Annotated in this window: 21 protein-coding genes; 12 read left to right on the forward strand and 9 right to left on the reverse strand. The window is 44.0% G+C overall.

The genetic code is table 11. The annotated features are described in order from the left end of the window. Positions 1 to 47: 47 nt before the first annotated feature. Positions 48 to 1,412, reverse strand: coding sequence for an FG-GAP repeat domain-containing protein (locus ACFSJY_RS15020; RefSeq protein ID WP_386035943.1), 1,365 nt, complete (start codon positions 1,410 to 1,412; stop codon positions 48 to 50). A gap of 125 nt (positions 1,413 to 1,537) precedes the next feature. On the opposite strand from ACFSJY_RS15020, the gene ACFSJY_RS15025 reads away from it, so the two are divergent. The 3 genes from ACFSJY_RS15025 (at position 1,538) to ACFSJY_RS15035 (ending at position 4,896) form a co-directional block, all read left to right on the forward strand. Next, entirely contained in the window at positions 1,538 to 3,601 is a 2,064-nt protein-coding gene (locus ACFSJY_RS15025; RefSeq protein WP_386035946.1) for a winged helix-turn-helix domain-containing protein, read from the forward strand. Between the two features lie 75 nt (positions 3,602 to 3,676). After that, complete coding sequence (locus ACFSJY_RS15030) at positions 3,677 to 4,459, forward strand: 3-hydroxybutyrate dehydrogenase (protein ID WP_386035949.1); 783 nt, start codon at positions 3,677 to 3,679, stop codon at positions 4,457 to 4,459. Between the two features lie 38 nt (positions 4,460 to 4,497). Next, positions 4,498 to 4,896 (forward strand): carboxymuconolactone decarboxylase family protein, encoded by a 399-nt coding sequence (locus ACFSJY_RS15035; protein ID WP_386035952.1) that lies wholly within the window; start codon positions 4,498 to 4,500, stop codon positions 4,894 to 4,896. 72 nt (positions 4,897 to 4,968) lie between these two features. Here the strand turns inward: ACFSJY_RS15035 and ACFSJY_RS15040 are convergent, their stop codons facing one another. The 5 genes from ACFSJY_RS15040 to ACFSJY_RS15060 all read right to left on the reverse strand — a co-directional run bounded on the left by ACFSJY_RS15040 (position 4,969) and on the right by ACFSJY_RS15060 (position 8,351). Beyond that, positions 4,969 to 5,184, reverse strand: coding sequence for a hypothetical protein (locus tag ACFSJY_RS15040; RefSeq protein ID WP_386035955.1), 216 nt, complete (start codon positions 5,182 to 5,184; stop codon positions 4,969 to 4,971). Positions 5,185 to 5,410: 226 nt separating this feature from the next. Next, positions 5,411 to 6,163 carry a hypothetical protein gene (locus ACFSJY_RS15045; RefSeq protein ID WP_386035958.1) on the reverse strand — a complete coding sequence of 251 codons (753 nt, stop codon included), beginning with the start codon at positions 6,161 to 6,163 and terminating at the stop codon, positions 5,411 to 5,413. A 128-nt stretch (positions 6,164 to 6,291) separates the two neighbouring features. Next, complete coding sequence (locus ACFSJY_RS15050) at positions 6,292 to 6,606, reverse strand: hypothetical protein (RefSeq protein WP_386035960.1); 315 nt, start codon at positions 6,604 to 6,606, stop codon at positions 6,292 to 6,294. 334 nt (positions 6,607 to 6,940) lie between these two features. Beyond that, entirely contained in the window at positions 6,941 to 7,597 is a 657-nt protein-coding gene (locus ACFSJY_RS15055; RefSeq protein ID WP_386035964.1) for a 3-oxoacid CoA-transferase subunit B, read from the reverse strand. 13 nt (positions 7,598 to 7,610) lie between these two features. Then, positions 7,611 to 8,351, reverse strand: coding sequence for a CoA transferase subunit A (locus ACFSJY_RS15060; protein WP_386035967.1), 741 nt, complete (start codon positions 8,349 to 8,351; stop codon positions 7,611 to 7,613). A 132-nt stretch (positions 8,352 to 8,483) separates the two neighbouring features. On the opposite strand from ACFSJY_RS15060, the gene ACFSJY_RS15065 reads away from it, so the two are divergent. The 4 genes from ACFSJY_RS15065 to ACFSJY_RS15080 all read left to right on the forward strand — a co-directional run bounded on the left by ACFSJY_RS15065 (position 8,484) and on the right by ACFSJY_RS15080 (position 13,741). Next, positions 8,484 to 9,383: a LysR family transcriptional regulator gene (locus tag ACFSJY_RS15065; RefSeq protein WP_386035970.1), complete on the forward strand. Its 900-nt coding sequence runs from the start codon at positions 8,484 to 8,486 to the stop codon at positions 9,381 to 9,383. A gap of 271 nt (positions 9,384 to 9,654) precedes the next feature. Next, on the forward strand, positions 9,655 to 10,527 hold the full coding sequence (locus ACFSJY_RS15070) for an extracellular catalytic domain type 1 short-chain-length polyhydroxyalkanoate depolymerase (protein WP_386035973.1): 873 nt from the start codon (positions 9,655 to 9,657) through the stop codon (positions 10,525 to 10,527). A 185-nt stretch (positions 10,528 to 10,712) separates the two neighbouring features. Next, positions 10,713 to 12,989: a TonB-dependent receptor gene (locus ACFSJY_RS15075; RefSeq protein ID WP_386035976.1), complete on the forward strand. Its 2,277-nt coding sequence runs from the start codon at positions 10,713 to 10,715 to the stop codon at positions 12,987 to 12,989. A gap of 83 nt (positions 12,990 to 13,072) precedes the next feature. After that, complete coding sequence (locus tag ACFSJY_RS15080; protein ID WP_386035979.1) at positions 13,073 to 13,741, forward strand: response regulator; 669 nt, start codon at positions 13,073 to 13,075, stop codon at positions 13,739 to 13,741. Positions 13,742 to 13,756: 15 nt separating this feature from the next. Here the strand turns inward: ACFSJY_RS15080 and ACFSJY_RS15085 are convergent, their stop codons facing one another. Beyond that, the gene (locus tag ACFSJY_RS15085; RefSeq protein ID WP_386035982.1) at positions 13,757 to 17,188 is read right to left on the reverse strand and encodes a hybrid sensor histidine kinase/response regulator; all 3,432 of its coding nucleotides are present in this window, start codon (positions 17,186 to 17,188) and stop codon (positions 13,757 to 13,759) included. A gap of 151 nt (positions 17,189 to 17,339) precedes the next feature. On the opposite strand from ACFSJY_RS15085, the gene ACFSJY_RS15090 reads away from it, so the two are divergent. The 5 genes from ACFSJY_RS15090 to ACFSJY_RS15110 all read left to right on the forward strand — a co-directional run bounded on the left by ACFSJY_RS15090 (position 17,340) and on the right by ACFSJY_RS15110 (position 23,793). Next, positions 17,340 to 18,506, forward strand: coding sequence for an MFS transporter (locus tag ACFSJY_RS15090; RefSeq protein WP_386035986.1), 1,167 nt, complete (start codon positions 17,340 to 17,342; stop codon positions 18,504 to 18,506). 2 nt (positions 18,507 to 18,508) lie between these two features. Next, positions 18,509 to 19,450: an alpha/beta hydrolase gene (locus tag ACFSJY_RS15095; RefSeq protein WP_386035989.1), complete on the forward strand. Its 942-nt coding sequence runs from the start codon at positions 18,509 to 18,511 to the stop codon at positions 19,448 to 19,450. Between the two features lie 244 nt (positions 19,451 to 19,694). Next, positions 19,695 to 21,854, forward strand: a complete 2,160-nt coding sequence (fadB, locus tag ACFSJY_RS15100; protein WP_386035992.1) for a fatty acid oxidation complex subunit alpha FadB — start codon at positions 19,695 to 19,697, stop codon at positions 21,852 to 21,854. Between the two features lie 15 nt (positions 21,855 to 21,869). Continuing rightward, a complete protein-coding gene (fadA, locus tag ACFSJY_RS15105; RefSeq protein ID WP_386035995.1) occupies positions 21,870 to 23,033 on the forward strand; it encodes an acetyl-CoA C-acyltransferase FadA in 1,164 nt (387 codons plus the stop codon). 208 nt (positions 23,034 to 23,241) lie between these two features. Then, complete coding sequence (locus ACFSJY_RS15110; protein WP_386035997.1) at positions 23,242 to 23,793, forward strand: GNAT family N-acetyltransferase; 552 nt, start codon at positions 23,242 to 23,244, stop codon at positions 23,791 to 23,793. A 19-nt stretch (positions 23,794 to 23,812) separates the two neighbouring features. On the opposite strand, the gene glpD is transcribed toward ACFSJY_RS15110, so the two are convergent. Together glpD and ACFSJY_RS15120 are read right to left on the reverse strand one after the other, a co-directional pair. Continuing rightward, positions 23,813 to 25,324 (reverse strand): glycerol-3-phosphate dehydrogenase, encoded by a 1,512-nt coding sequence (gene glpD / locus ACFSJY_RS15115; RefSeq protein WP_386036000.1) that lies wholly within the window; start codon positions 25,322 to 25,324, stop codon positions 23,813 to 23,815. Positions 25,325 to 25,340: 16 nt separating this feature from the next. Next, positions 25,341 to 26,336, reverse strand: coding sequence for a YeiH family protein (locus ACFSJY_RS15120; RefSeq protein WP_386036003.1), 996 nt, complete (start codon positions 26,334 to 26,336; stop codon positions 25,341 to 25,343). Positions 26,337 to 26,341: the final 5 nt, after the last annotated feature.

The raw sequence follows: 26,341 nt of genomic DNA on the forward strand, positions 1-26,341 counted from the left end.
GGGAGATAATAGTTTTTAGCAGAGCCCATCTTAACAAGAACCTACCGCTATTTTAGCTTGCGCACTAACATAACAAGAGATAGGGCAGCCAATAGAGCAAATGGCATGCTGCCACCACCAGAACCGCCTCCTGACGAACTGCTAGATGCAGACTGACCACTGGTATTTCCACCGCTTGTTTGGCTTGATGTGAAATTTGCGGTAACCGAGGTTTTAGCATCGCCAGTAATGATGCATTCGTTGTACCCCTTACTCGTCGCAAAGGTGAACACATTGGTATTAAAAATACCGGTTGCTATGTCTTGATATCCATCATTATTCATATCTAACATAGCCGTTGCTGTAACGCCGTCACCGAAGCCGCTAAATACTTCAGCCTCGCCAAAGCCACTCTCAGTGCGAGTTGCAAGTTTTAAAACAGAGGGGCGGTAGTGGCTAGAGAGCACATCAATAGTACCATTGTCGTCTATATCACTGAGGGCAACACCGTAAGCGTTCGAACCGCTAGCGACTGCAGTTTTGGTTACCTCCATGGATTCTCTGCTTAGTGCATAAAGCGACACGTCACCGGTAGTAATTTCTGCAGTGGCCAATTCGACACTATTCGTCGCCTCATCAACATATGCATCCAGCGTTATGGCAGCAAGGCTAGATACTTCAACACTGGCTGAAAACTCGTCTTGCCCATTGTTGACGAACCAGCCTGTTTTCTCATTTCTAATACTGCTAACAAGGTCAGCCAAGTTGCCACCTGTATTTGCTGTGAATGAAGAAATAGCTAAGTCAGGCGAATTATCTTGGTTAATGTCTGCAACCGCCAAGCCATAAGCGCGTGTGCCGGATACAACAATATCTTTCGTAAAAGTAAATTGGCCACTTCCACTGTTGCTGTACAACTTGATCACATTGGCACCATATTCAGTCACCAACAGATCTTGATGGCCATTATTGTTCCAATCATAAAACGCCAGTGCTGCCGGGTAGTTCAAATTGGTGTCTAAAATGGTTTTGTCAAAACTGCCATTACCATTATTAGTGAGTGTGCCTATTTGCCCATCAAACAGGCTGATGTACGCCAAGTCATGATGACCATCAGAATCAATATCAGCTTTGGCTAGTGTTTTAGCGCCATTTGTTACACCGCTAAAGGTATTAAACTCAGTATTGAACAACATACCATTACCAGCGTCACATCGTTGGCCACTCCAACCCTCAAATTCGCTATTTGAGGTACTGGTTGGTATTAACGTATTAACCGCAAGTTCATTGGCAATGCTGCAGTTTTCTTGGCAAGTGATCTCAGCTTCTTTGGCGTTTACTGTTCCGCTGCCTGCTATCGTAATGTCGATATCGGCAGCCAATGCTGCTGTCATTGTACTCAGTGTAAAAAGGCCTAGTCCCAGTTTCTTCATGGTTGGTACTCTTTTGATGAAAGTTAGGCACTTTTCTAAAGCGAACATTGAATATCTGCAATGATGCAAGGATAATGGAAATCTGATGGAATTATTTAACAAATAAAAACAAGCGGTTAGAACACATGCAGGGAAAGAGTAAGTTCTTGGTTGGTGACTATATTGTTGAACCATCACACAACAGAATCACGTTGAAAGATAAAGAATTTTCCATTGAACCTAAGATCATGGAAGTGCTTTGCTACCTGTGTGAACATCCCGACAAGGTGGTCAGTAAGCAAGAATTTTTGGATGCCCTTTGGCCCGGACAAACTCTAGGGCAAGAAGTTATCACCCGAGCTATTTTTGAACTGCGCAAAATATTCAACGATAGCGCCAAATCACCTCAATATATCAGTACAGTAACTCGCAAAGGGTATTGCTTTATTCACCCTGTTTCCTTGCCGGAAAACATCCAAAAAATAGAACCAAGCGACCAGCAATCTGCTCCTGAAGTAAAACGCAAAATAAATACTAACGTGATGTTGTTTGGCCTAACGTTAGTTGTTTTTGCATTTGCGTGGATGCTGTTGAACAAAGAATTCGAGGGGCAACACACTCAGCAAAATGTGAGCGCTGAAACAACGCTACTTAGCCATAATTATCAACGTGTTGGGCAAGCGAGCTTTTCCGCTAATGGCGAACAACTTATTTTCGCTGCTCAGCAAGATGACCAATACGTTGTTGTTATCAAAACTCTCGCCACTCAGCAGCAACAGGTTGTGCTTACATCTGACAACCGAATCGTCTCGCCTGTGTTACTAAACAATAACGACTTTATTTATGGCATGTGCGAAACCAATAGCTGTGACATTCAACGTTTTGAGCAGGCAAATGGCAGCTCTACAGCATTTGGGCTTTCTATCCCGTTCTTACGAAAGCTAGCACTGAATAGCGATGCAACGCTCCTGTTGTTGGATAAAGGTGGCAGAAGGCAACGAAGCTTTGCCATTTTTAACATTGCAGAGCAGCGTTTTCTCGATATGCCTGACCTAAAAGATGTTCGACAACCCGTATTCGATGCAGAAACGAATCACGTGTTTTATTTAGTCATTGCTGAAAACGGGCATACCCAGTTGAAGCGCTTTGATATCTTTGAGCAACGTATTAAGCCCGTGAATGTCGAATTTGACCAAGTATTCTCTATTGCGAATGGAGCAACAGGGCAGTTGTGGGTGTCGGCACGACGACAAGGAAAATCGGGTATTTGGCTATTAGATTTATCAACATCGTCATTAATGCATGCGGTGGCCGCTACTCCTGGAGACGTTGTCTCAGCGCTGGAATATCATGTAGCAACAGACCGACTTGTCTATCAAAGCAATAAGCGAAACATTGATATTGGCATTGAGGGCTTGCCAATTGAACCCAAACACCTGAACAGCGACCTTATTGATATGAACGCTGTATATCTGCCGCAGCAAAAAGCGCTAGTTTTTGCCTCTAACCGTTCAGGTTTCTACGAGCTTTGGAAGGCGACACAAGGCAAAGTGGAAAAGCTGACAGACGTTAGTGCCAATGTGATAGAACGCCCCATCGTTTCAACTGATGAATCGCTGCTTGCGTTTGCCTTCTCTGCGTTAAATAAAACGGCCATTCGTATTTTTGATATCGAAAAAAGAGAAATTATACAAGCGGCTGAATTGCCTGAAAAAGCGCATCTGCTTAGCTGGAAAAAAGATAAGTCCGGCATTTATTACAGCTCGCCAACGAAAGACAGTTACGCCATCTATTTCCTATCACTTGAGGATAAATCCGCGACCACCGTAGCGTTGAATGCTGGTGTGCTCTATCAAGAAGATGACGCCGGGAACCATTACTTTGGCAACATGGCTACGGCCCATTTAATGAAGCAGTCACAAGCCGGAGAAGTCAGTTCAGTATTCGGTTTACCGAGAAGTGCATTGCCTATTCTAGCGCATCAAGCCATGGTTAACGGGCAACGCCTCTATTTTGCTAATCGCACGCAACAAGCGAGAACAATTTCATCAGTCAATCTGCAGGATATGTCGGAATCAACTGCTTTAACTTTGCCGAGTAATGCCTTTGTGACGCAACTCGGTTACGACCAGCAAGTATTTGCTGTTTACGACCAGCTTGTTTTTGATGATCAACAACTGATGACCACGAGTTTTAGCCCGAAACAATAAACTGGTACTAAGGTACAAGTTAAAACTACACCATTATTTTTTAGACTGATGATTCACGTAAATTGGGGAATCATTATGTTAAAAAATAAGGTCGCGTTAATTACTGGGTCAACCAGTGGCATTGGTTTAGCGACAGCTCACGTGCTAGCAGAAAGTGGCATGAACTTGGTCTTACACGGCTTGCTTAGTGATGAAGAAGGCCAAGCGCTGGCGCAGAAATTTGAGCAGTCATACGGTATTTCTGCTTTGTTTGATAACGCCGATTTGCGAAACCCCGAGGCGATAAAAACCTTCTGTCAACGTGCCAAAGACAGCCTAGGTAGTATCGACATTCTAGTCAACAATGCCGGTATTCAACACACTGAAGCGGTTGATACGTTTCCTGAGTCAAAATGGAATGACATTATCGCCGTAAACCTATCGGCGGCATTCTATCTTATTCAACAAAGCTTACCCAGTATGAAAGCAAGCGGTTGGGGCAGAATCATTAATATTGCCTCGGTTCATGGCTTAGTTGCATCAGTCAACAAGGCAGCATACTGCGCGGCAAAGCATGGCATTGTGGGGTTAACTAAAGTGGTCGCGCTGGAATGTGCAGAACAAGGCATTACCGCCAATTCAATTTGCCCAGGCTGGGTCGACACCCCATTAATCAACCAGCAAATACAAGATATTTCCGATAAAAATGGGGTGAGCTTTGAGCAAGCCAGTTATGATTTAGTCACGGCCAAGCAGCCACTTCCTGAGATGATGGACCCCAGACAAATTGGCGAATTTATCTTGTTTCTTTGCTCTGATGCCGCCCGCTCAATGACCGGCGCTTCATTACCTATGGATGGCGCTTGGACGGCCCAGTAGTGCCATACGTAAATAGCTGATAGTTTCGAGGAGCCAATATGACTGACATCACCAATACAAACGATATTGCAGATATATGTGATGGTGAGAAAACCCGCCGTAAGGTCATGGGCGATATGTTTGTCGATACTGCGTTAGCCAATGCCACGGAACTGACACAGCCGCTTCAAGACTATATCAATGCGCATGGTTGGGGCTCTACGTGGCAAAGGGATGGGCTTGACCTAAAAACGCGCAGCTTAGTTACTGTTGCTATGCTTGCGGCATTGCGCGCGCCCAATGAGCTAAAAGGCCATGTTCGTGGCGCGCTAAACCTTGGTGCGAGCAAAGAAGAAATCCAAGAAGTACTGCTACATTCCGCTGTTTATGCAGGTGCACCCGCAGCACAAGAAGCGTTTAGAGCAGCGGCTGAAGTGCTTGGTGATATTGCAGAATAGTAACTATCTGCTTGGTGCCAAACGTGGAAGAAAATGGACCAAGCCGTAGCAGTCCCGCACTTAGTTGGCTTGTTATGAAACAGTTGTTTCTTTATTTGTAATGTCTTCTGTTTGTTCCTCAACTTCCGAAAGAGAAACTCGATACTTTCCGTAAGACTCGTTCAGACTTGAGCTAATAACTAAGATCGCGACAGGTATGGCTGCTAAATAAGACGTAATGGAACCGATTTGGTTTGCTAAAGGGTCATTGCCTCCTGTAACAACTAATCCAACCATAGCTCCCACCATACCACCTACTAAAGAGAATGGGATTGCAAATACTATGGTTTTCCATGTTATGTTCCACCAAATACGCTAAGCAATTTTGAAAGAGGGCTTAATTTCATTATCCATTTATTGAATTCCTTTGAGTTTAACGCTTTGCTGAGCGGTAAAAAATAGTTTGGCTAAAATAAGCAACGAAGGAGCGCAAGCCAAGCGTTTTTCGTCCTTTTGAGTAACTTGTTAGCAGTACCTACACCGTACTTTCTTGGTCTTCAGTTATATCTTTGTATATTAATGACAATATGCCGATTTCAATAATTGCCACAATACCCCAGACAAAAGCTATTGATGCCGTGTAAATGTGAGAGTCAAAGCTTGGCAAGTAAGAAATAATTAAATCCGTAATAACTGGTAATAAACCCACACCTATAAATAGCTTTGCAGAGTAGTCGTCAGAGATATTCCAAGCGGATTGAATAGATAAACTATGATCTAGAGCTGCTGATGGCAAGACAATCGCAAGTCTCGACCAAATATACGCTGTCATTAAGGTTGTAATTAAACCAATAATAAAGAGAATTGCTTGATTTTCTGTACTCTGAGCCAACTCAATTAAGTACTTACCAAACATAGCCATAATGACAATACCAACCAACATCATAACTATATTCAGTGCGATGAATTTTTTGATGAAACGAAAATCTCTTCTTGTTAATTTGAATAGTTCTTTTATCGAGGCATGTTCATTTAAAATGAATGATCTGTGAGTATGAACGATAGATTTAGCTAATATTATTAAAAAGGCGAATATACATAAAAATAACAAAGGTATATAGCCGAACTCTTGCGATTCAGGAGAAAATTTGCTTTCAATATCGATTGAATACAGCCCAATTCCTATAACAATTAATGTAACCAAAGCGGGTAAAAAATTCCTAATAAACAAGATCTTATCCTTGTTAAAAGTGAAGAAGGCTTCTGCTATTATATTTTTAACTTCCATGTCGAAATTTACACCTAATTTAAAGTACTGCTAACGCTTTGCTAAGCGGCAATAAAATAGCTGGCTAAGATTAGCGAGGGACGAGCAAAAGCCAGCTGTTGATTGTCCGCTTGAGCAACTTGTTATATTTATTTTTGATTTATAATTCGACAAATAAGTGTGTTTTTATTTACGTATACACTTGAGTTAGATTTAGCGTGATTATTGAAGTAATATTTTGTTGTGCCATTTGGAAAGTGTTTAACACTCATACCGTCGTTGGCAGAGCTAATATTATCCCAATTTCTGGCAGAACTTTCTCGACATTGCAACATGCAAGACTTAGCTGTGGCGCACTCGATATTTTCAGTTATAACACCTGCAGGCTGTTGGTTTTTTGCAGCATTTGCAGGTGCGCTGAAAGTAGTAAATGCAATAACTGCAATTGAAAGTATTTTTATCATCTTAACTCCGTATTATGAATAAATATAACAGTATATTATGTAGACGTCTCAGTAATATCCGTCCACGATTAGCCAGTTAAACTACCAGAAATCTAATGTAATTCAATCCGTTAACAACAAAACACAATCAATTATTTACGTTTTTGGAGATATTACTGAGACCTCATAGTAATATCCCGTTGTATCAATCAGCTTTTATTTAAGTATTTCATGATGTTAAGGGAATATTTTGTGTAGCTTGGGGATTTACTGATAATTCTCAGTAATGTCGGGTCAATGTCGGATTTTCGCTCATAGCTGATGCTTTGAGCAGCTATTAGCTCTACACCATTTATCAAAACTGCATTTCAGGCACGTGCTCAGGCACAACTAGCTCACCAGCAGTAAGTTTTATAATCTCTTCTACCGATACACCGGGAGCGCGCTCTACCAGATGAAACTTGCCGTCTTTGATATCGATAAGTGCTAAGTCGGTGAGTACGCGTTTAATACACCCTTTGCCCGTTAATGGCAGGCTGCATTGATTGAGCAATTTAGACTCCCCGTGTTTTGATGCGTGGGTCATGGTGACAATAATGTTTTCAGCGCCTGCGACTAAGTCCATTGCGCCGCCCATACCTTTAATCAGTTTGCCGGGAATCATGTATGACGCGATATTACCTTGAACGTCTACTTCAAAGGCGCCTAGTACGGTTAAGTCGACATGGCCACCGCGAATCATCGCAAAAGACTCAGCACTGTCGAATAGTGAAGCACCTGTTGCCATGGTTACGGTTTGTTTTCCCGCATTAATGAGGTCGGCATCAACTTCCTCTTCAGTAGGGAAGGCGTCCATGCCTAATAAACCGTTTTCAGACTGCAACATGACAGACATGCCATCTGGAATGTAGTTGGCAACTAAGGTGGGAATACCTATGCCTAAATTCACGTAGTAACCGTCTTGAAGTTCTTGCGCAACACGCACTGCCAGTTGTTCTCTTGATAAAGCCATGTTTGTGTTCCTTCTACGATGCGGCGCGCACGGTACGCTGTTCAATTCTTTTTTCGAATGTGCCTTTAATGACACGGTTAACATATATGCCCGGTGTGTGAATTTCGTCTGGGTCTAGCTCGCCAGGTTCAACGAGTTCTTCCACTTCCACTACGGTAATTTTGCCCGCAGTTGCTGCCATCGGGTTAAAGTTTCTGGCGGTTTTTCTAAATACTAAGTTGCCGTATTTGTCGGCTTTCCATGCTTTGACGATGGCAAAATCACCAGTGATGCTTTCTTCTAAAATGTACATTCGACCGTCGAATGCTTTCGTGTCTTTACCTTCACCCACCAAGGTGCCGTAGCCTGTCGCGGTATAAAACGCCGGAATGCCAGCGCCGCCTGCTCGCATTTTTTCCGCGAGTGTACCTTGCGGTGTCAGCTCTACTTCAAGCTCTCCGGAAAGTAACTGCTGCTCGAATAAGGCATTTTCACCAACATAAGACGACACCATTTTTTTGATTTGCTTGTCGATAAGCAGTAAACCCAAGCCAAAATCATCAACACCACAGTTGTTTGAAACGACAGTGAGCCCAGTGGTTTTCTTACGCTGAATTTCTTTTATCAGCCCTTCGGGAATGCCACATAGACCAAAGCCGCCAGCAATTACGGTCATATTATCTGTAAGGCCAGCCATGGCCTCTTCGTAGCTGTTAACGACTTTATTAAATCCTTGGCTAAGCCCTTTACTCGTTTCTGCTTTAATTCCGGACATGTCACACCCTATTGGTTGTCTTGATATTTTTTAGGATGTTGGAGGATGATTCTTTTATCAAATATAAAAAATATTGTTATTGATAAATATTTTAAATATAAAAAGTGATAGGGCTGACAGCGAGAGAATCACATGAAGTATCACATCACCTACAAACAATTAGAGGCATTTGTCGTGGTCGCAAAAGCAGGTAGCTTTGCTAAAGCCTGCGAGCAACTTCATATTTCACAGCCTGCACTCAGCATCAGTATTAAGAACTTGGAAGAGCAAATAGGTGGGAAATTGTTCCACCGCACAACGCGAGCCATTGAGCTTAGCCCAGAAGGACGACAGTTTTTAGCGGACGCAGAGCGTATTCTTCTGGACAGTGAAAATGCGTTTGATGAAGTGAGAAATCGATTTCTTCTCAACAAAGGGGTGCTGCACGTTGCCGTAATGCCGTCTTTTGCGAGTGCGAACTTGTCGTCTTATCTCACTGAATTCAAACATCAGTATCCCACGCTTAATATCAAAATATCCGATGTTGTCGCTGAGGAAGCGATAGAGATGGTGAGAGCCGAACGGGCGGAACTGGCCATTACGTTCGATCCCGGAGAACATGACGATTTAGTATTCACGCCCTTGTTTACCGACCACTTTATTGCCGCTGTTCCACATGACCATGTATTAACCAATCAAGCTGAGGTGTCTTGGCAGGCGCTTGCGCAGCAGCCATTTATCGCCTTGCAAAAGCCGTCGAGTATTCGCCACGTCGTGGAGCAATCACTTAAAGTACATGACGTAGCATTGAACGTAGAAATTGAAGCAAATCAGCTGTTAACCATCGCTAAATTAGTGGCAAGTGGTTTGGGGGTGAGTGTTTTACCCAAGCTATTCGCTCATGAACTTCAACAAGAAAACGTGGTGCTTTGCGAAGTGGTTGAACCGGCAATTAGCCGCAATATCGGTATTGTTACCAAAAACCGCAAAGGGCTATCACAGGCCGCGCAGCGTTTTATGACGCTGATGCGTGCGCAGTTCCAGCAAGACTAGCCGTGACTAAATCTAGCTAGAAATAGGCTTGGGTATAGCACTAAAGTGCCATGTCTAAACGGTCGAAATCCTTCCATTATAAACGTGTAGGCGTTTAAACCGTTCACCACCCGTTTAAACACAGACAAGCAAACTCTTAGCATTTAATTCTTAGCATTTAGTTCGTAGTACAACAAAGGGAGCACCCTGATAGATGACATTAGGTAAAACATATCGCAAAAGCATAAAGATATTAGGCGCGTTGTGCTTGCTTTGCATGGCAGGAAAAAGCATGGCGGGCTTTTCACCCATGAGCGACTTTGGCGATAACCCAGGCGATTTAACGGCAAGTTACTTTCAAGCACCTTTGAAGACAAACACGTTAGTGGTGTTGCTGCATGGCTGTGTGCAAAATGGCGAACAACTAGCAACACAAAGTGGCCTTTTAGGGCTGGCGGCCAAGCACTCATTTAATTTGTTGGTACCGCAGCAACACCAGCAAAACAATATCAAAAACTGCTTCAACTGGTTCTCTCCAAAAGACACTTCGCGAGGCAGCGGTGAACTGCAATCTTTGGTCAATATGATTGAGCATGCGGTACAAAACATTGAAACGCCAAACGTATACGTGGTTGGCTTGTCTGCAGGCGGCGCAATGGCTGCCACTTTGTTGTCACAATATCCTGAAAAATTTGCGGCAGGCGCGGTTGTTGCTGGGTTGCCGTACCCTTGTGCAGATAATCTCACCAAGGCGATTTCGTGTATGCGAAATGGTCCATCTGATTCCGTGGAAGAGCTGGTATCGGCCGTGTCGGCGCTTCATCCCAATGAAAACATCACTTGGCCGTCTTTATCGGTGTGGACTGGCGATCAAGACAAGGTTGTTAATCCTACTAACGCCACCTATTTAGCAAAACAATGGCGACGCCTCGCCAAGCTGTCATCAACATCAAAGCAAGTGAAAACTGACGGTGTGACGAAGACCGTGTGGGGAGATGAAAACGGTATACAAGTGGAGCTTGTCGAGATTGAAAACATGGGTCACGGCATGCCAGTAAAGGAAGGTGTTGAAGACGGTGGCAAAGCAGCGCCATTTTTACTGAATTCACCGTTGCCAAGCGCAAAAGAAATTATCGATTTTTGGCAAATTTCAACAGCTAAATAGCCAGTCTTACATCGAAAATAATAAAAATAAATATTAGTAAACAATGATTTATAAGTTTTTTGAGTGGCATACTACTATAGTACAAATTCTTTTTTCGAACTCATCATATAGAGTTTAAAACAGTGAACAAGCTTGCACTCAAAAAACAAAATTAAATAAATAAAAGTAGAGTATCGGGGAAGAGTATGAAACAAGGCATAAGTAAAAAAAGTTATCTTGCTTTTGCTATTACAGCGGCTATTGCAAGCCAGTCTGTAAACGCACAAGACGCTAACGCTGAACAAGAGGCTGATGCCGGTCTAGAAAGAATTGAAGTCACGGCGCGTAAGTCAGTCGAAAGTCTTCAAGAAGTGCCAGTGGCGGTAACCTCCATTAGTGCTGATGAACTTTCTGAACGCGGTATTGAAGTGATTACTGAAGTGCAGCAATTCTCTCCGAACACAACACTACAGCGCAGTCGTGGCACCAACTCAACAATTACTGCGTTTATCCGTGGTGTTGGTCAGCAAGATCCACTTTGGGGCTATGAAGCGGGTGTGGGTATCTACATTGATGATGTTTACATGGCGCGTCCACAAGGTGCTGTGCTTGACTTGCTTGATGTTGAGCGTGTTGAAGTACTGCGCGGTCCACAAGGTACCTTATACGGTAAAAATACCATAGGTGGTGCCATCAAATACGTCACCAAAGAAATGTCAGGTGACACCGAATTTAAGATTCAAGGCACCGTGGGTGACTACAGCCAAACCGACCTAAAAGTGACAGGACAGCTGCCAATTATTGAAGACCAACTTTACTTTGGCTTTGGTGTGGCTAGCCTTGAACGCGATGGCTTTGGTGAATTTCTTGAATCAGACCTCCCTGGCCAAGACAAGGAAAACTACAACAAGGATGTCATGGCCTATCGTGCAACACTGGAATATCGTCCGACCGACGAACTATTTTTCCGTTTAAATTATGACAAAACGGAAGATGACTCGAATGCGAAAGGCGGCTATCGCTTATTGCCGAGTATTCTTACTGATGCGCCAGTACCTGACAGTGTTTATGACTCGTACACCAGTTTGCCAACATGGAACGAAGTTGAGCTTGAAGGTATAAGCTTCACCGCGCGTTGGGATATTTCAGATTACACCAGCTTGAAATATGTGGCGTCATCAAGAGAGAGCTACTCGCCAACCAATATCGACTTTGACAATACGCCGCTACGTATTTTCGATGTACCAGCCATTTATGATGATGAGCAAACCTCGCACGAATTACAGCTGAATAATTACGGTGACAACTACAAGTTCGTGTCTGGTTTGTACTACTACGACGGTGAGTCATGTGGTCAGTTTGAAGCAATATTAGAAGTACTGGGCAATGCACTGGGAGCACCTGGCCTTACCCGAGAAGTCAGCGGTTGTAACAACTCAAAAAGTACGGCGGTTTATGCACAGTTAAGTTATGACTTTACCGACAAGTGGTCAGTCACTGCTGGTGCGCGATACACCAAAGATGAAAAAGATGCCTACGTAAATAACGGCTTAATTTTCGATACTGTATACCCAGAATCTGGTTGGATACCGGGTTATGTAAGGCCTGAAGGCGACTTAGTGCCTGAAGTGCTTAATGACGATGAAGAATGGTCGAAATTCACGCCGCGTCTTGGTGTTGAATACCAAGCTAACGATGATTTGATGTTCTTTGCAAGTTTCGCTCAAGGCTTTAAGTCAGGTACCTTTAACCCGCGTGCAACTACCGCAGAGCCAGCAGCAGATCCGGAAGAAGTTGATTCGTTTGAAATTGGTATGAAAAGCGAATGGTTAGACAATCGATTGCGTGCGAATGTCACGTTATTTGCCTTAGACCACAAAGATCGTCAATACATCTCTGTACTACCTGGTGAAACGGCAGCAGACTTAAATCAACGTTTGGGCAATATTGGTGAGTCAGACGCGACTGGTGTCGAAATAGAAATGACCTATTTAGCCACAGACAACTTATTGCTTTCAGCGGCAATAGGCACGATTGACTCAGAGTTTAAAGAGGTGATTGATTACGATGAAAATGGCGAGCCATTTGATAAGTCAGACAGCTTTACTATCTCGAACACGCCAGACTACACCTTTAACCTAGGTGCGGATTACACCGTTGAATCCAGTTATGGTGACTTTGTCTTTAATGCTAGCTACTACTACCGTGATGACTATGTACTGTTCGAAGAAGATAGTTTGTTAACACAAGATGGTTACGGCTTGCTTAACCTTGGTATCAATTGGTATGGCGTCGACGGTAACTGGAGCGCAGGCTTACACGCTAAGAATGTTACTGATGAAGAGTACATGATTGGTGGTTACCAGTTTGTCGCACCTCAAGATGATGGTAGCTACCTACCGGGGCTGGGTGGTGATAACACGCTTATTGGTTATTTTGGTGACCCGAGAACCATTAGTTTTACGGTGACTTACCAATTTTAATGTCGGTTCCTTTCTGTAGGCATGACGTTTGAGCTGGCTTTCGCTGGCTCTTTTTTTCATAATGAAAATAAAACGGAGTACGTATGACAGCAGCTAAAGTCGCTATTGCGGATGACCATCCTTTATTTCGCACAGCCCTTAAACATGCGATTGCCGAGTGTTTGGCAGGCGAGACTACTGTAGAGGCGGAGAGCTTCGGTGAGCTGTTAACGATTGTTGAGCAAACACCCAGTATTGAAGTGGTCTTTTTAGATTTGCATATGCCCGGCAACGATGGTTTTTCAGGGCTTGCCCAGCTACGAAACCATTACCCAGATATTGTGGTGATTATGGTGTCATCTGATGATCACGCGATGACCATGCAAAAAGCGATTAGCTTTGGCGCAGCCGCGTTTATCCCCAAATCAGCTGATTTATCCGTGATTGCTGAAGCTATCAATACCGTTTTGCAAGGGGAAGTGTGGTTGCCTGAGCATGATGGAATGGCACAAAGCCAAGAGGTTATGTCTGAGCATATGCAGCTGTCTGAGCAATTATCGCAGCTGACGCCGCAGCAATATGTGGTGCTGCAACTTATTGCAGACGGCCAGCTTAATAAGCAAATCGCCTATGATTTGGACATTAAAGAAACAACCGTGAAAAAGCATGTCTCTGCTATTTTGCAGAAGCTTCAAGTGAATAACCGTACGCTTGCAGGACTGAAATATCAGCAATTGATGCTGACCCCTGCCAGTCAAGACTTAGCCTCTTAACGGCCGGTCATGTGTTTAATCAATCATTTGCTTAATCAATCGGCGCAATGCCAAGGATTTTACTGGCTTTCTAAGGAACTGAAAGTTTGCGTTGCTGGTGTGTTGCCTAACTTGTTCTGATGGATCCGCGGAGCAAATAACACAGGGAATATGCCACTGCTTTTCGTGCAATAACGCTTGTACTAAATCGACACCGTTTTGCCCTTCATCTAAATGGTAGTCGGCAATAATGAGGTCAGGTTGAACAGGTGTATTTGCCAATTCATTATTGACTTCACTCGCGTCTGTCGCCGCAATAACGTGACAACCCCATTCTTCCAACTGAGTTTTGATCGCTGTTAGCATCAGCGGCTCGTTATCAATAACAAGTACGTTGATATTAAAGCCTTCCTGACCTTTTGATTCTGGCGTTGGCAATTCTTTTGATGGTTGAGCCGGTTTAGCCGCTATTGGCACTTCCACACTAAAACACGTGCCTTTACCCACTGTTGAGCGCACTGAAATGGTCAGTCCAAGGAGTTTTGCAATGCGGTCGGAAATGGCAAGCCCTAAGCCTAACCCAGGTACTTCGCGTGTTTGTTCTAAACGCTCGAATTCATGAAATATTTGCTGCTGTTTATTTTCTGGAATGCCGGGACCGTTGTCCCAGACCTCAAGACGGATAGTATGCTTTAGTCGTCTAACGCCACAGACAATTTTAGCAGAATGGCTGGCTCTATTTTTACTGTCGTTGCAATAATGCACGGCATTGGATAAGAAGTTTTGCAGGATTCGTCGTAAGTGTCTTTTGCTGGTGTTTACATAGCACTGGCTAGGTACCATAGACAACTTAATGTCTTCTTGTTCAGCCAACGCAATGAATTCGTTACTCAGCGGCGATAGTAGCTCAGCGATAGGAAATACTGTGACTTCTGGCTGCTCTGAACACCCATCTAAGCGGGATATTTCTACTAAATCTGACAGTAAGGCCTCAACCACGTTAAGCGAGTCGTCGATATGATTAGCGATAGTTTGAAGCTCATCATCTTGTACCTTCTTTTTCAGCATGTCGGTAAATAAAGACAAGGCATTAAATGGCTGCATTAAATCGTGACTTGCCGCTGCGAGAAAGCGTGTCTTACTGGAGTTTGCCGATTCTGCTGCTGCGGTTGCAGTTTGCAGTTCTTGTGTGCGTTGTTGGACGCGCTTTTCTAATGTTTCGTTGGCAAGTTGCAGCGCTTGTTCTGCTTTGATGTGATCAGTAATGTCTGAATAGGTACTAACAAAGCCGCCGCCTGGCATGGCTTGTCCTCTAATTTCTAACACCACGCCATTTGGCATTGTTCGTTTAGCATAGTGGCTTCGCCCTGCGCGCATGTGTGCTATGCGTTTAGATAGAAGCTTTTCTTTATCCTCACCAGTAATGATACCGCGTTCGATGTTGTAACTTATCAGCGCCTTAATGGGGATGCCTGCGATAACCATGTCTTCGGGATAACCCAAAAGCTCTATATAGCGCTGGTTCCAAGCGACAAGTCGCATATCAGCATCGACAACGCTGATGCCTTGTTCAATATTCTCTACACCGGATTGCAGCAGTTCACGGTTGAACTCAAACATTTGGCTGGCTTCATCGACAATGCTGGCAACGTCTTCTAGTTTGACATCTTGCGGTGTGGTGGCTGCGCGCATCACCATGCGTGTCGATGCAGAGCCAAGGACACCAGAAAGTTGCAGGCGTGTGTATTCAACCAGTGCTTCACTATTTTGTTGACGGTTAATATTGTGTTTTTGCGCGTAATCAAGCAGTTCGTCTGCAGCTTGGGTGTTAATGAAACGCTGCAGCAGGTTGTATAAATCTTTTGTAGAAAGGTGACGTTCTAGCTGGCTTTGTTTTTTCCCCACGAAAAGCTCTGCTTGCAGCTTCTCGCCAATAGTTTGATTGGAAAGTAGGGTGAAAGCGATATAACACAGTAGGTTAGCCGTTAAGCTGAAAAACACTCCATGACTAATTTTATCCAGTTCAGTGATACCGAATAGCGCCGTTGGTGTTAGCCAGCTAATGTGCCAAGGGCCATGATTCACCCAGTCTGCGGTTGAGAATAGTAATGGCAACATCAAGGTGTATAGCCACACAAGACCGCCAACCGTTAAACCAATAACCGCAGCTTTTGTTGTTGCTCTTCGCCAATAAAGCGCGCCGATAATGGCAGGTGCAAATTGAGAGAGAAGTACAAACGACATTAAGCCGATACTGGCAAGGTGATTTTGCTGATCAATCAAGCGTTCAAACGCGAAAGCAAGAAAGAGAATAACGGCGATTGCGATACGTCTGAGTAAAATGAAAAAGCCTGATAATTGCGGTGCTTCTTTTGTTTTAAATAGCCGGAACTTGAGGATGGTGGGCGTTAATATTTCGGTTGAAATCATAGTGCTGAGCACGATGGCAGCCACCACCACCATGCTTGTTGCTGCCGCTAATCCGCCGACGTAAGCGAAAACACCTAACCATGCTTGTTGATGAAACAAAGGCAGGCTCAGCACGAATGTGTCTGGGTTTATACTGCCACCAGGAAACGTTACTTGCCCAGCGATAGCGATAGGTAACACAAAGATATTGATGGCAATTAAATACAGAGGGAATTGCCACCTTACGGCACTTGGCCCTTTGGTTTGATGATTCTCAATCATCATCATATGGAACTGTTGCGGCAGAATGAAAATGGTAATTGCCCCAAGTACCGCTTGTGCCACCGACAGATAAATCGTATTGCCAACAGGCAGTTCAGGTAAATTTGCTTGTTGCTCTGCCAGGTCGCCAAAGCCATCAAAGATAAAGAAAGTCGCGAAAATACCCACCGCACTTAACGCGACAATTTTAATCACTGAACTAAAGGCTATGGCTAACACTAGCCCAGGGTTTTGCTTACTGACCGAGATATGGCGCGTTCCAAACAGGATACTAAATGCAATAAGGACGAGGGTGACAATAAAAGCTGTACTGATGCCAATTTCAAAGGTACCCGTGAGTAAGTCGAAGCTGGTACTAATCGCCCTTAATTGTAGCGCGATATAAGGAATAGTGCCGATTAGCGCCACTAAGGTCACCATGGCAGCGATCTGCGGCGATCTGTCATAGCGACAGGCAATAAAGTCGGCAATAGAGGTTAAGTTTTGCTGTTTGATGATGGACAAGATGCGCATCAGCATTGGCCATGCAACGACAAGGCAGAGAATAGAACCAATGTAGATAGGGGCGAGCCATTCGCCTGTATGAGCTGCTTGACCTACCGTGCCGTAGAATGCCCAAGACGTGCAGCTAACACCTAACGCTAAACTGAATACCCAAGGTTTTTGTGCCCAGTGACTATGCTTTTGTCCCCAATAGGCAATGACGAAAAGTAATGATAGATAGGCGATGGAAATAAAGGTGATTAGCCATGTATCTAATGACTGCCAGAGTAACAACTCGCTTCCTTATTTATTTGATGATGTCGCATTTTCTTCCTGAGCTTACCACGTCAATGCGGTTGTGGTAGTGCACTAAGGTAGTACTTATTTTTCGATTACCTTGCGATAACCTTATCGTTAAATTTGCATGAGTTTTAAACTACCATCTATGAAAATAACTAACAAATACTTAGTGGAAGTTCTTGTTTTTCTTAGTTATGTACTTTTCGCCATGGCATGGGTGGGCGGTACGGCTAGCATGACCCAAATCATGGAGTCGATGAACATAGACAGCTTAGCATCGGCAAGCTTTATTAGTGGCGCGGTGACATTCGCTAAAATTGTAGGCACATTCAGCGCCGCTTGGTTAGCGGTTAAATTTGGCGTGAAAATGGCGTTTTTTATTGCCAGTTTGCTTATTGCTTTAGGGCTATTTACACCTTATTCACCAAATTATGAAGTGTTGCTACTAACCCGATTTTTAATGGGGTTAGGGGGGGCGTTTATGATTGTCTACTTCAACCCTATTGTTATGCACTGGTTCGAACCACATGAACGACCTGTCATTAATGGCTTAAATGCAGTCGCATTTAATGTGGGTACCGCCATTGTCTTGTGGTTAATGGCTGATATCAACGCGCTCACCGGCGGTTGGCAAATGAGTTTGACAGTATTTTCTTTGTCTAGCATTTTACTGGCTTTAGCATGGTTGCTGGTTAAATTTGACGGATTTGAACAAAAGACTGTCGCTGACTCATCTCAAACCAGTTATAGCTACGCCGAGGGGCTTAAAGACAAATTCAATTGGGTTTATGCCTTTACGTATTCTGGCTTACTCGCTTTTTATATTTGCTTATTTACCTTTTACCCGAAAGCCGGGATCAGCCAAAGTAAGTGGGTGATAGGTTTTGGTATCGTCGGCACCTTGGCTGGCATTGTGTATAGCAAAAAAATACTGCAACGCATTCCGGTCATTCGTTGGTCAGGCTTGACGATGACAATTAGCTTGTTGGGGCTCTCTTTCGCATCGTCTGTTTGGTTGCAGACACTATCCGCAATCGTACTCGGTTTTTTTATCTTTTTTCCCATTACGGCGCTGGTTTCCATTCCGCACGAATTACCCAATATGACAGGCGAGCGAGTTACTGTTGTTTTTAGTCTTTTCTGGTCAATAAGTTACTTAGCGTCGACCATTATCTTGTGGGTATTTGGCTGGCTAGTTGATAACAATCAAGGTGATTACACTACGTCATTGCTGATGATCAGCATTTTGAGTTTAACGTTTTTCATTGGCAGCTTTTTGTTGCCTGAAACGCAACCTGCCAAGGAGGGCTAATTATGCGTGGTACGGTATCGGAAAAACTAGTTCCTTTTTTAGAACCGGTAAACAATGCAATTGCCGAAATGAAGCGGCTTAATTTGCCTTACGAAGTAGACACTACGCGTGAAAATCTAGAAAAGCTGTCGCAGTTTATGTCAGAGAGCGTTGCTGTTGCGTTGGTTGAAGATAGGGTATTACACCGCGCGGAAAATCCTATTTCTGTTCGAGTTTATAATCCTACACCAGAAAATTCCTTACCGGTTATCCTCCATTACCACGGTGGCGGCCATATGTGCGGCAGTATAGATTTATATGACCCTATCTGTCGTCGGCTAGCTATGCAAAGTGGTGCGATTGTCATTGCGGTAGATTATCGACTAGCGCCTGAGCACCCGTACCCGGCAGGTATTGATGATTGTCAGTATGCGCTCGAGCATTATCAATCCGTTATTGAAGATATGAAAAGCAATGGCGAATTAATCATTGTTGGCGATAGTGCTGGCGGCGCAATTTGTACAACGCTTGCGATGAACAACCAAGCGTCAGATGGGGTGAAGATAGACAAGCAAGTGCTGATTTACCCGAGTGTCGATTACACGATGAGCTGTCCGTCAGTGCTGGAAAATGGCAACGGCTTTTTATTAGAAAAAGAAAAAGTTGATTGGTACTTTGACCAATACTTCCAAAACCAACCTGACGATAGTATCCGAAGATTAGCTTCTCCAATGTTTGGGCGATTTAGCCAACAATTGCCACAATCTTTGGTATTTACGGCGGGCTGCGACCCGTTAAGAGACGAAGGCAGGTTATACGTTCAACAGCTGAGAGATAATCAGGTCTCTGTCTGTCATCACCAGCTGGATGATATGATTCATGCCTTTATGTTGTTGCATGACTTGGTTAAAGATGAATGCGACCAAGTCTACGTGGAAATAGCAAAATTTATTGCTAACAACTAATACCGCTAACACAACAGGCCATTCACATCTGTTTTTGGGTGGTCTTTCCCTTCTTTTCAAAACCTTTAAAGCCAAGCTTTACGATTTCAGCGTACAGGTAAACGCTCAATTTAAACGCCTGTTTAAAAAATTTGATTTTACAATTCTTTCAAGGCAAACTCAGTCGACTACTATTACTATACATAACAACTTCGTTATAAAAATTAGTTCAACAAGCACCCCGTTGAGGTGAAGGAGATCAGGCATGTTATTTCAAGGCAAAAGCCTTTCTGCCGAGTTACTTGCTGACGGTATTGTCGAGTTTAAATTCGATGCCGAAGGTTCAGTAAACAAGTTCGATCAGGCAACGTTTGAAGAATATCGCGCAGTCGTAGACGCGATTAAAAATTGTAGCGACGCAAAAGGCGTTATCGTTACTTCTGGCAAACCAGCATTCATCGTTGGTGCCGACATCACAGAATTCCTAGAAACATTCAAGCAACCAGAAGAAGCCTTAGTCCCTTGGGTGAAATCTGCGTCTGATGTGTTTGACTCATTTGAAGATTTAGAACTACCAACTATCGCAGCTATTAATGGTTTTGCATTAGGTGGCGGTTGTGAAATGACACTAGCATGTGACTACCGTGTTGCTGACACTACAGCATCGATTGGTCTACCTGAAGTGAAGCTTGGTTTAATGCCAGGTTTTGGTGGCACAGTGCGTTTGCCACGTATTATTGGTGCTGACAACGCTATTGAGTGGATGTCTACGGGCAAGCCTCACAAAGCAGAAGCGGCGATGGCGGTTGGTGTTGTTGATGCCGTGGTTGCACCAGAAAACTTACGCGACGCAGCACTTTCAATGCTTAAACAAGCGATTGAAGGCAAGTTAGATTGGAAAGCAAAACGTCAGCCTAAACTAGAAGCATTAAAACTTTCGCCAACTGAAACCATTATGACCTTCAACACATGTAAGGGCATGATTGCTGCTAAAGCGGGTAAACATTACCCAGCACCAATGGTGACAGTGAATACCATTGAAGCGGCAGCAGGTTTAGATCGTGCTGGTGCGATGGCATTAGAAAACCAAGGTTTTGCTAAGCTAGCAAAAACTGATGCAGCGATTGCACAAATCGGTATCTTCATGTCTGATCAAGTGATCAAAGGCAAAGCGAAGAAAGCCGGTAAACTTGCAAGCCCAGTGAACAAAGCAGCAGTTTTGGGTGCTGGTATCATGGGTGGCGGTATCGCTTACCAATCAGCATACAAAGGCACACCAATTGTCATGAAAGACATTGCTGATGCAGCGTTAGACTTAGGTTTAACGACGGCAGCTGGTTTGTTGACTAAGCAAGTTGAACGCGGTCGCATGAACGCGAAGAAAATGGCGGGCGTGTTAAACAACATCACACCAACATTAAGCTACGACAACGTTAAAGGCGTTGATGTAGTGGTTGAAGCGGTTGTTGAGAACCCTAAAGTGAAAGGCATGGTGCTAGCGGAAGTAGAAGAAATTGCAGGCGAAAATGCAATTATCACCTCTAACACGTCAACGATTTCAATCGACCTACTTGCTGAAAGCGTTAAGCGCAAAGACAAGTTCTGTGGCATGCACTTCTTTAACCCTGTGCACAAAATGCCATTAGTGGAAGTAATTCGTGGTAAAGAAACGTCTGACGAAACGGTCGCAGCGGTTGTTGCATACGCAGCGAAAATGGGTAAATCACCTATCGTTGTTAACGATTGCCCAGGTTTCTACGTTAACCGCGTATTGTTTCCTTACTTTGCAGGCTTCAGTCACTTAGTTAAAGAAGGTGCTGACTTCACCGCTGTTGATAAAGTGATGGAAAAAGTATTTGGCTGGCCTATGGGTCCTGCCTACTTACTTGACGTTGTTGGTATCGACACTGCCGATCACTGTACAGGTGTTATGTCTGCTGGCTTCCCAACGCGCATGCAGAAGATTGAAAACGATCCGGTAAGTGCTTTATACGGCAATGAACGTTTTGGTCAGAAGAATGGCAAAGGCTTCTATGACTACGGCAAAGACAAGCGTGGTCGTCCAACGAAAGCGCCAAGCGAGACTGCTTACGAGCTAATCGGTAATGCTGAGCACAAAGATTTCGATAAAGATGAAATTATCGCTCGTCTGATGATTCCAATGGTGAACGAAGTGGTTCGCTGTTTAGAAGAAGGCATTGTTGATACGGCTGCTGAAGCAGATATGGGCTTAATTTATGGCTTAGGTTTCCCTCCGTTCCGTGGTGGTCCAATTCGCTACCTAGAAACTGTGGGTATCGCTAACTTCATCGAAATGGCAGACAAATTTGCGCATTTAGGTGAAATTTACCAAGTAACAGACGGTATGCGTGAGATGGCTGCTTCAGGCAAGTCTTACTACACTACCGACGTGAAAACTGCTTAAGCCGAGGAAAGAAAAATGAAAGAAGTCGTAATTGTCGATTGTATTCGTACCCCAATGGGTCGCTCTAAGGCTGGTGTTTTCCGTAATGTACGTGCCGAAGCCTTATCTGCACATTTGATGCAACAACTACTTGTACGTAACCCAAACTTAGATCCTGCGCTCATTGAAGACATTATCTGGGGTAACGTTAAGCAAACTAAAGAACAAGGCTTTAACATTGCTCGCAACGCGCAATTGTTAACGGACATTCCAAAGTCTACAGGTGCTGTGACGGTAAACCGTCTATGTGGTTCATCAATGCAAGCATTGCATGACGCAACAACTAACATCATGGCAGGTCAAGGTGACGTGTTTATGATTGGTGGTGTTGAGCACATGGGTCATGTACCTATGATGTACGATGTAGATTTTGACCCTGCACTTAGCAAATACATTTCTCGTGCAGCAGGTAACATGGGCTTAACTGCTGAGTTACTTGGTATGCAACACGGTGTTACTCGTGAGCAACAAGATGCATTCGGTGCACGCTCGCATCAACGCGCACATGCAGCAACGCTTGAAGGCCGCTGGGCAAATGAAATCGTTGCAACAGCAGGTCACGATGCAACTGGCGCATTGACCATGATTGAGCATGATGAAGTAATTCGTCCAGAAACAACAGCAGAATCATTAGCTGGTCTTCGCCCTGTGTTTGACCCTGTAAACGGTACTGTAACAGCGGGTACATCATCTGCATTATCAGATGGTGCATCAGCAATGCTTGTTATGTCAGCGGACAAAGCGAAAGAGCTTGGCTTAACGCCACGCGCTAAAATCCGTGGTATTGGTGTCGCTGGTTGCGATCCATCAACAATGGGCTACGGTCCAGTACCAGCGACCAAGAAAGCATTAAAGCGTGCAGGCTTGTCACTAGAAGATATCGAACTAGCTGAGTTTAACGAAGCGTTCGCAGCACAAGCACTTTCATGTGTGCGTGCACTTGGCTTAGAAGACAAGATGGATGACATGATCAACCTTAACGGTGGTGCCATTGCATTAGGTCACCCATTAGGTTGTTCAGGTTCACGTATCTCGACAACGCTAATCAACTTGATGGAAGGTCAAGATGTGAACCTAGGTCTAGCAACCATGTGTATTGGGTTAGGACAAGGTATCGCAACAGTATTCGAACGCTGTTAATTGCTTGTTTAATCGTGCTATTTCGTTGTTGGAAGTGCTCACATACACTTGTATGCTCAGCGCTTCCGCCTAGAATTAGCATGATTACCCTGCGCAATTAAGTCGCGTTAAGGTATTTGAAAGGACTACATTTGTAGTCCTTTTTTTGTGTTTGAAATTTATGGATTTTATGCGACATTAGCGAGGTTATACTTCGATCGGAATTGAAATGGAATTTCCTGAAATAGATACGCCTCGATTAATGTTAAATGCATTAACAAAGGAGGATGCACCCGCTATTTTCACTTTATTCTCTGACCCTAAAGTAGTTGAGTATTATGACTTAGCTGCCTTTACTGAGTTAGCGCAAGCAGAAAAATTGATTAACTTCTTTGTAAAGCGTTATGAAGACAATATCGGTATTCGTTGGGCGATACGATTCAAAGACACTGGTGAGCTTATTGGTACCTGTGGTTTTAATGGCTGGAATACTGCAATGAAAAGTAGCCCAATTGGCTATGACTTAATGTCGCAATACTGGGGCAAAGGATTGGTGACTGAAGTACTTCATCCGATTTTAGCGCTAGCATTTGAAGGGGCGCTTCCTTGTGGGGAGCTTAACCGAATTCAAGCAGATACTATTCCCGGCAATGTAGGCTCTGAGAAGGTGTTGTTAAAGCTTGGTTTTAAAGAAGAGGGGCTTCGTCGACAAGCGGGTTATTGGAAAGACGCATTTCATGATTTGAAATGCTTCGGACTTATTAAGTCGGATTTTGCCTAGTAAGCTTTTTATCCAAAGGTTATTCCGAGTGAACCTTAGTCGCTAAATAGGCTTTTAATGTGTCTTGTTGCGACCCAGATAACCGAAGCCCTAACTTACTGCGACGCCACAATATATCACTATCAGTTTTAGCCCATTCATTATCGATTAGGTAGTCAACTTCACGCTGGTAAAGGTCTGCACCAAATGTTGTCCCCATACCTTCAAGGCTGCAAACATCACCCAACAACGCCAGTGTTTTTGTACCATAGCTGCGAACGTAACGCGCTATCAAACTATGCGGTAGATAAGGGTAAAGCGTAGCTATGCTTTTTGACAATGTTTCTCGCTCGCCAAAATCGCCACCTGGCAGTGGCAAAGTGCTGGTTTGACAAGGGTTCATGGTTGGGAAGCGTGGCGCGAGTTCGTCCACCAGTTTTTCGCTAAGTTTGCGATAGGTGGTAATTTTCCCTCCGAAGACTGAGAGTAATGGTGCTTTATCGTTATCCCAATTTATCTCAATAGTGTAGTCACGCGTGACTTTCTGCGCATCAACTGACTCATCGTCCAATAACGGACGAACGCCTGAATAACTATGTACAATATCTTCTCGACGGATTTTGTGTTTAAAGTAGTCGTTGCTGGTTTGTAGTAGGTATTCTATTTCTTGGTCATCAATGGCGACTGTTTCAGGTTTACCCGTATGCTCTACATCGGTTGTACCGACAAGAGAAAAATCCGTTTCATAGGGTAAAACAAATACAATACGACCATCGGCATTTTGAAGTATATAGGCGTCAGATTGGTCATGAATACGTGGTACAACAATGTGGCTGCCTTTTACTAGCCTAATTTGCTGTGGCGCTTTTAAGTTATCAATGTTGTCAAACAAAGATGATACCCAGGGACCAGCTGCATTGATTAAGGCTTTGCCTTGAATAGTTCTAGTTCCGCTAGTGTCAATGTCTCTAGTATTCGTGACTTCAACACGCCAGCCTTCATCTTCACGCTGTGCATGAGTGCATTTTGTATAGTTCTCAATAACTGCATTATGCTCTTTGGCTAACATGGCATTAAGCACAACCAGCCTAGCGTCATCGACCCAACCATCAGAATATTCAAACCCTTTTTTAATAGAACTGACCAGTGGTGAATACTCAGTAAAACGCACGGCTTGCGAGCGAGATAAGGTTTTTCGCTTACTCAAATTGTCGTATAGAAAAAGACCCGAACGTATCATCCATGCGGGCCGTAAGTGTTTTTGATGCGGTAATATAAAGCGCAACGGGTGCATAATGTGGGGCGCATTTTTAAGCAGCACTTCGCGCTCTTTTAACGCTTGTTGCACTAGCTTAAATTCGTAATGCTCTAGATAGCGCAGGCCGCCATGTATAAGCTTGCTGCTGTTTGAACTTGTTGCAGACGCTAAGTCGTTTTGTTCACAAAGATAAACGCTTAACCCACGGCTTGCGGCATCGGCAGCTATGCCTGTACCGTTGACGCCACCGCCAATAATTATTACGTCGTACTGTTCTACATTTTCCGTTGTCATATCAAATTGAGGGCAGTTACATACACAGCAATGCTATGAGGATAAGCCCTGCTATCCATACCGTTTGCAATACCATTAAGATGATAGGTTTTACGCCGACACCCACTAATTGGCTCAAATTGGATTTCATGCCGATTGCCGCAATAGAGATGATCAAAGCAAAGCGGCTAAACGTCGCAGCACCTTCTGTGACGATTGTGGGCAGGTCAATGACGGAGTTGAGCACCATAAAAGCGATAAATGCCAGTAAAAATGGCGGGAAGCCAGGTGACTCTGACACGCTTTTGTCTGTTTTACACTTGGCGTTGATCACCAAGAGCATAATCATTACCACCGGCATTAAGAAGCTCACGCGAACCAACTTCACTAAAGTGGACAGATCACCCGTTTGTTCTGATACCGAGTAACCAGCACCTACCACTTGTGCGACATCGTGAATTGTACCGCCGAGGAAAATACTCGTATCGTATTCACTGAGGCCAAATAGGTTGGCAATAATTGGGTATGCCACCATAGCAATCGTCGACAATGACGTGACACCAATAATGGTGAGTAAGGTATCGCGTTCTTTGTGTTCTGAATTTGGCATAACGGCAGAGATTGCCATTGCAGCGGATGCCCCACAAATAGCGACTGAGCCACCGGTTAATGCGCCGAAACGCTTCGTTAACCCCATGGCTTTGCTTAACCCGATGCCTACAAGAATTGTGGAAAAAATAGCAACAATAAGGAGAAGCGCTGTCTGCCAGCCAAGTGATAACAAATCGTCGAAAGCAATGCGAAAACCTAGTAGCGCAACGCCAATACGAAGAATGTGACTCGCGGTAAATTCTATGCCGGCCTTACATGTGGTTTCTTGATGCAAGAAAGACATAGCAATACCGAGCAATAACGCGAAAAGCATGGCTGGTGCGCCATAATGTTCGGACAGAAACAAAGCTGCCATGCCTGTGATGACAGCGATTACGGCGCCTGGAAAGAGTGTTTTTATTGTTGTAATTAGCTGCGCCATAGCGA

The sequence above is a fragment of the Thalassotalea euphylliae genome (assembly GCF_042682785.1).
Taxonomy (GTDB): domain Bacteria; phylum Pseudomonadota; class Gammaproteobacteria; order Enterobacterales; family Alteromonadaceae; genus Thalassotalea_F; species Thalassotalea_F euphylliae.

What these genes read in the sequence shown, in the direction of transcription:
- ACFSJY_RS15060 (WP_386035967.1), bottom strand. Translation starts at nt 8,351, where the DNA reads ATGTCCGGAATTAAAGCAGAAACGAGTAAAGGGCTTAGCCAAGGATTT.
- ACFSJY_RS15020 (WP_386035943.1), bottom strand. Translation starts at nt 1,412, where the DNA reads ATGAAGAAACTGGGACTAGGCCTTTTTACACTGAGTACAATGACAGCA.
- ACFSJY_RS15040 (WP_386035955.1), bottom strand. Translation starts at nt 5,184, where the DNA reads ATGGTGGGAGCTATGGTTGGATTAGTTGTTACAGGAGGCAATGACCCT.
- ACFSJY_RS15095 (WP_386035989.1), top strand. Translation starts at nt 18,509, where the DNA reads ATGCGTGGTACGGTATCGGAAAAACTAGTTCCTTTTTTAGAACCGGTA.
- ACFSJY_RS15120 (WP_386036003.1), bottom strand. Translation starts at nt 26,336, where the DNA reads ATGGCGCAGCTAATTACAACAATAAAAACACTCTTTCCAGGCGCCGTA.
- fadB (WP_386035992.1), top strand. Translation starts at nt 19,695, where the DNA reads ATGTTATTTCAAGGCAAAAGCCTTTCTGCCGAGTTACTTGCTGACGGT.
- fadA (WP_386035995.1), top strand. Translation starts at nt 21,870, where the DNA reads ATGAAAGAAGTCGTAATTGTCGATTGTATTCGTACCCCAATGGGTCGC.
- ACFSJY_RS15070 (WP_386035973.1), top strand. Translation starts at nt 9,655, where the DNA reads ATGGCGGGCTTTTCACCCATGAGCGACTTTGGCGATAACCCAGGCGAT.
- ACFSJY_RS15055 (WP_386035964.1), bottom strand. Translation starts at nt 7,597, where the DNA reads ATGGCTTTATCAAGAGAACAACTGGCAGTGCGTGTTGCGCAAGAACTT.
- ACFSJY_RS15050 (WP_386035960.1), bottom strand. Translation starts at nt 6,606, where the DNA reads ATGATAAAAATACTTTCAATTGCAGTTATTGCATTTACTACTTTCAGC.
- ACFSJY_RS15090 (WP_386035986.1), top strand. Translation starts at nt 17,340, where the DNA reads ATGAAAATAACTAACAAATACTTAGTGGAAGTTCTTGTTTTTCTTAGT.
- ACFSJY_RS15035 (WP_386035952.1), top strand. Translation starts at nt 4,498, where the DNA reads ATGACTGACATCACCAATACAAACGATATTGCAGATATATGTGATGGT.
- ACFSJY_RS15025 (WP_386035946.1), top strand. Translation starts at nt 1,538, where the DNA reads ATGCAGGGAAAGAGTAAGTTCTTGGTTGGTGACTATATTGTTGAACCA.
- ACFSJY_RS15065 (WP_386035970.1), top strand. Translation starts at nt 8,484, where the DNA reads ATGAAGTATCACATCACCTACAAACAATTAGAGGCATTTGTCGTGGTC.
- glpD (WP_386036000.1), bottom strand. Translation starts at nt 25,324, where the DNA reads ATGACAACGGAAAATGTAGAACAGTACGACGTAATAATTATTGGCGGT.
- ACFSJY_RS15030 (WP_386035949.1), top strand. Translation starts at nt 3,677, where the DNA reads ATGTTAAAAAATAAGGTCGCGTTAATTACTGGGTCAACCAGTGGCATT.
- ACFSJY_RS15110 (WP_386035997.1), top strand. Translation starts at nt 23,242, where the DNA reads ATGGAATTTCCTGAAATAGATACGCCTCGATTAATGTTAAATGCATTA.
- ACFSJY_RS15080 (WP_386035979.1), top strand. Translation starts at nt 13,073, where the DNA reads ATGACAGCAGCTAAAGTCGCTATTGCGGATGACCATCCTTTATTTCGC.
- ACFSJY_RS15045 (WP_386035958.1), bottom strand. Translation starts at nt 6,163, where the DNA reads ATGGAAGTTAAAAATATAATAGCAGAAGCCTTCTTCACTTTTAACAAG.
- ACFSJY_RS15075 (WP_386035976.1), top strand. Translation starts at nt 10,713, where the DNA reads ATGAAACAAGGCATAAGTAAAAAAAGTTATCTTGCTTTTGCTATTACA.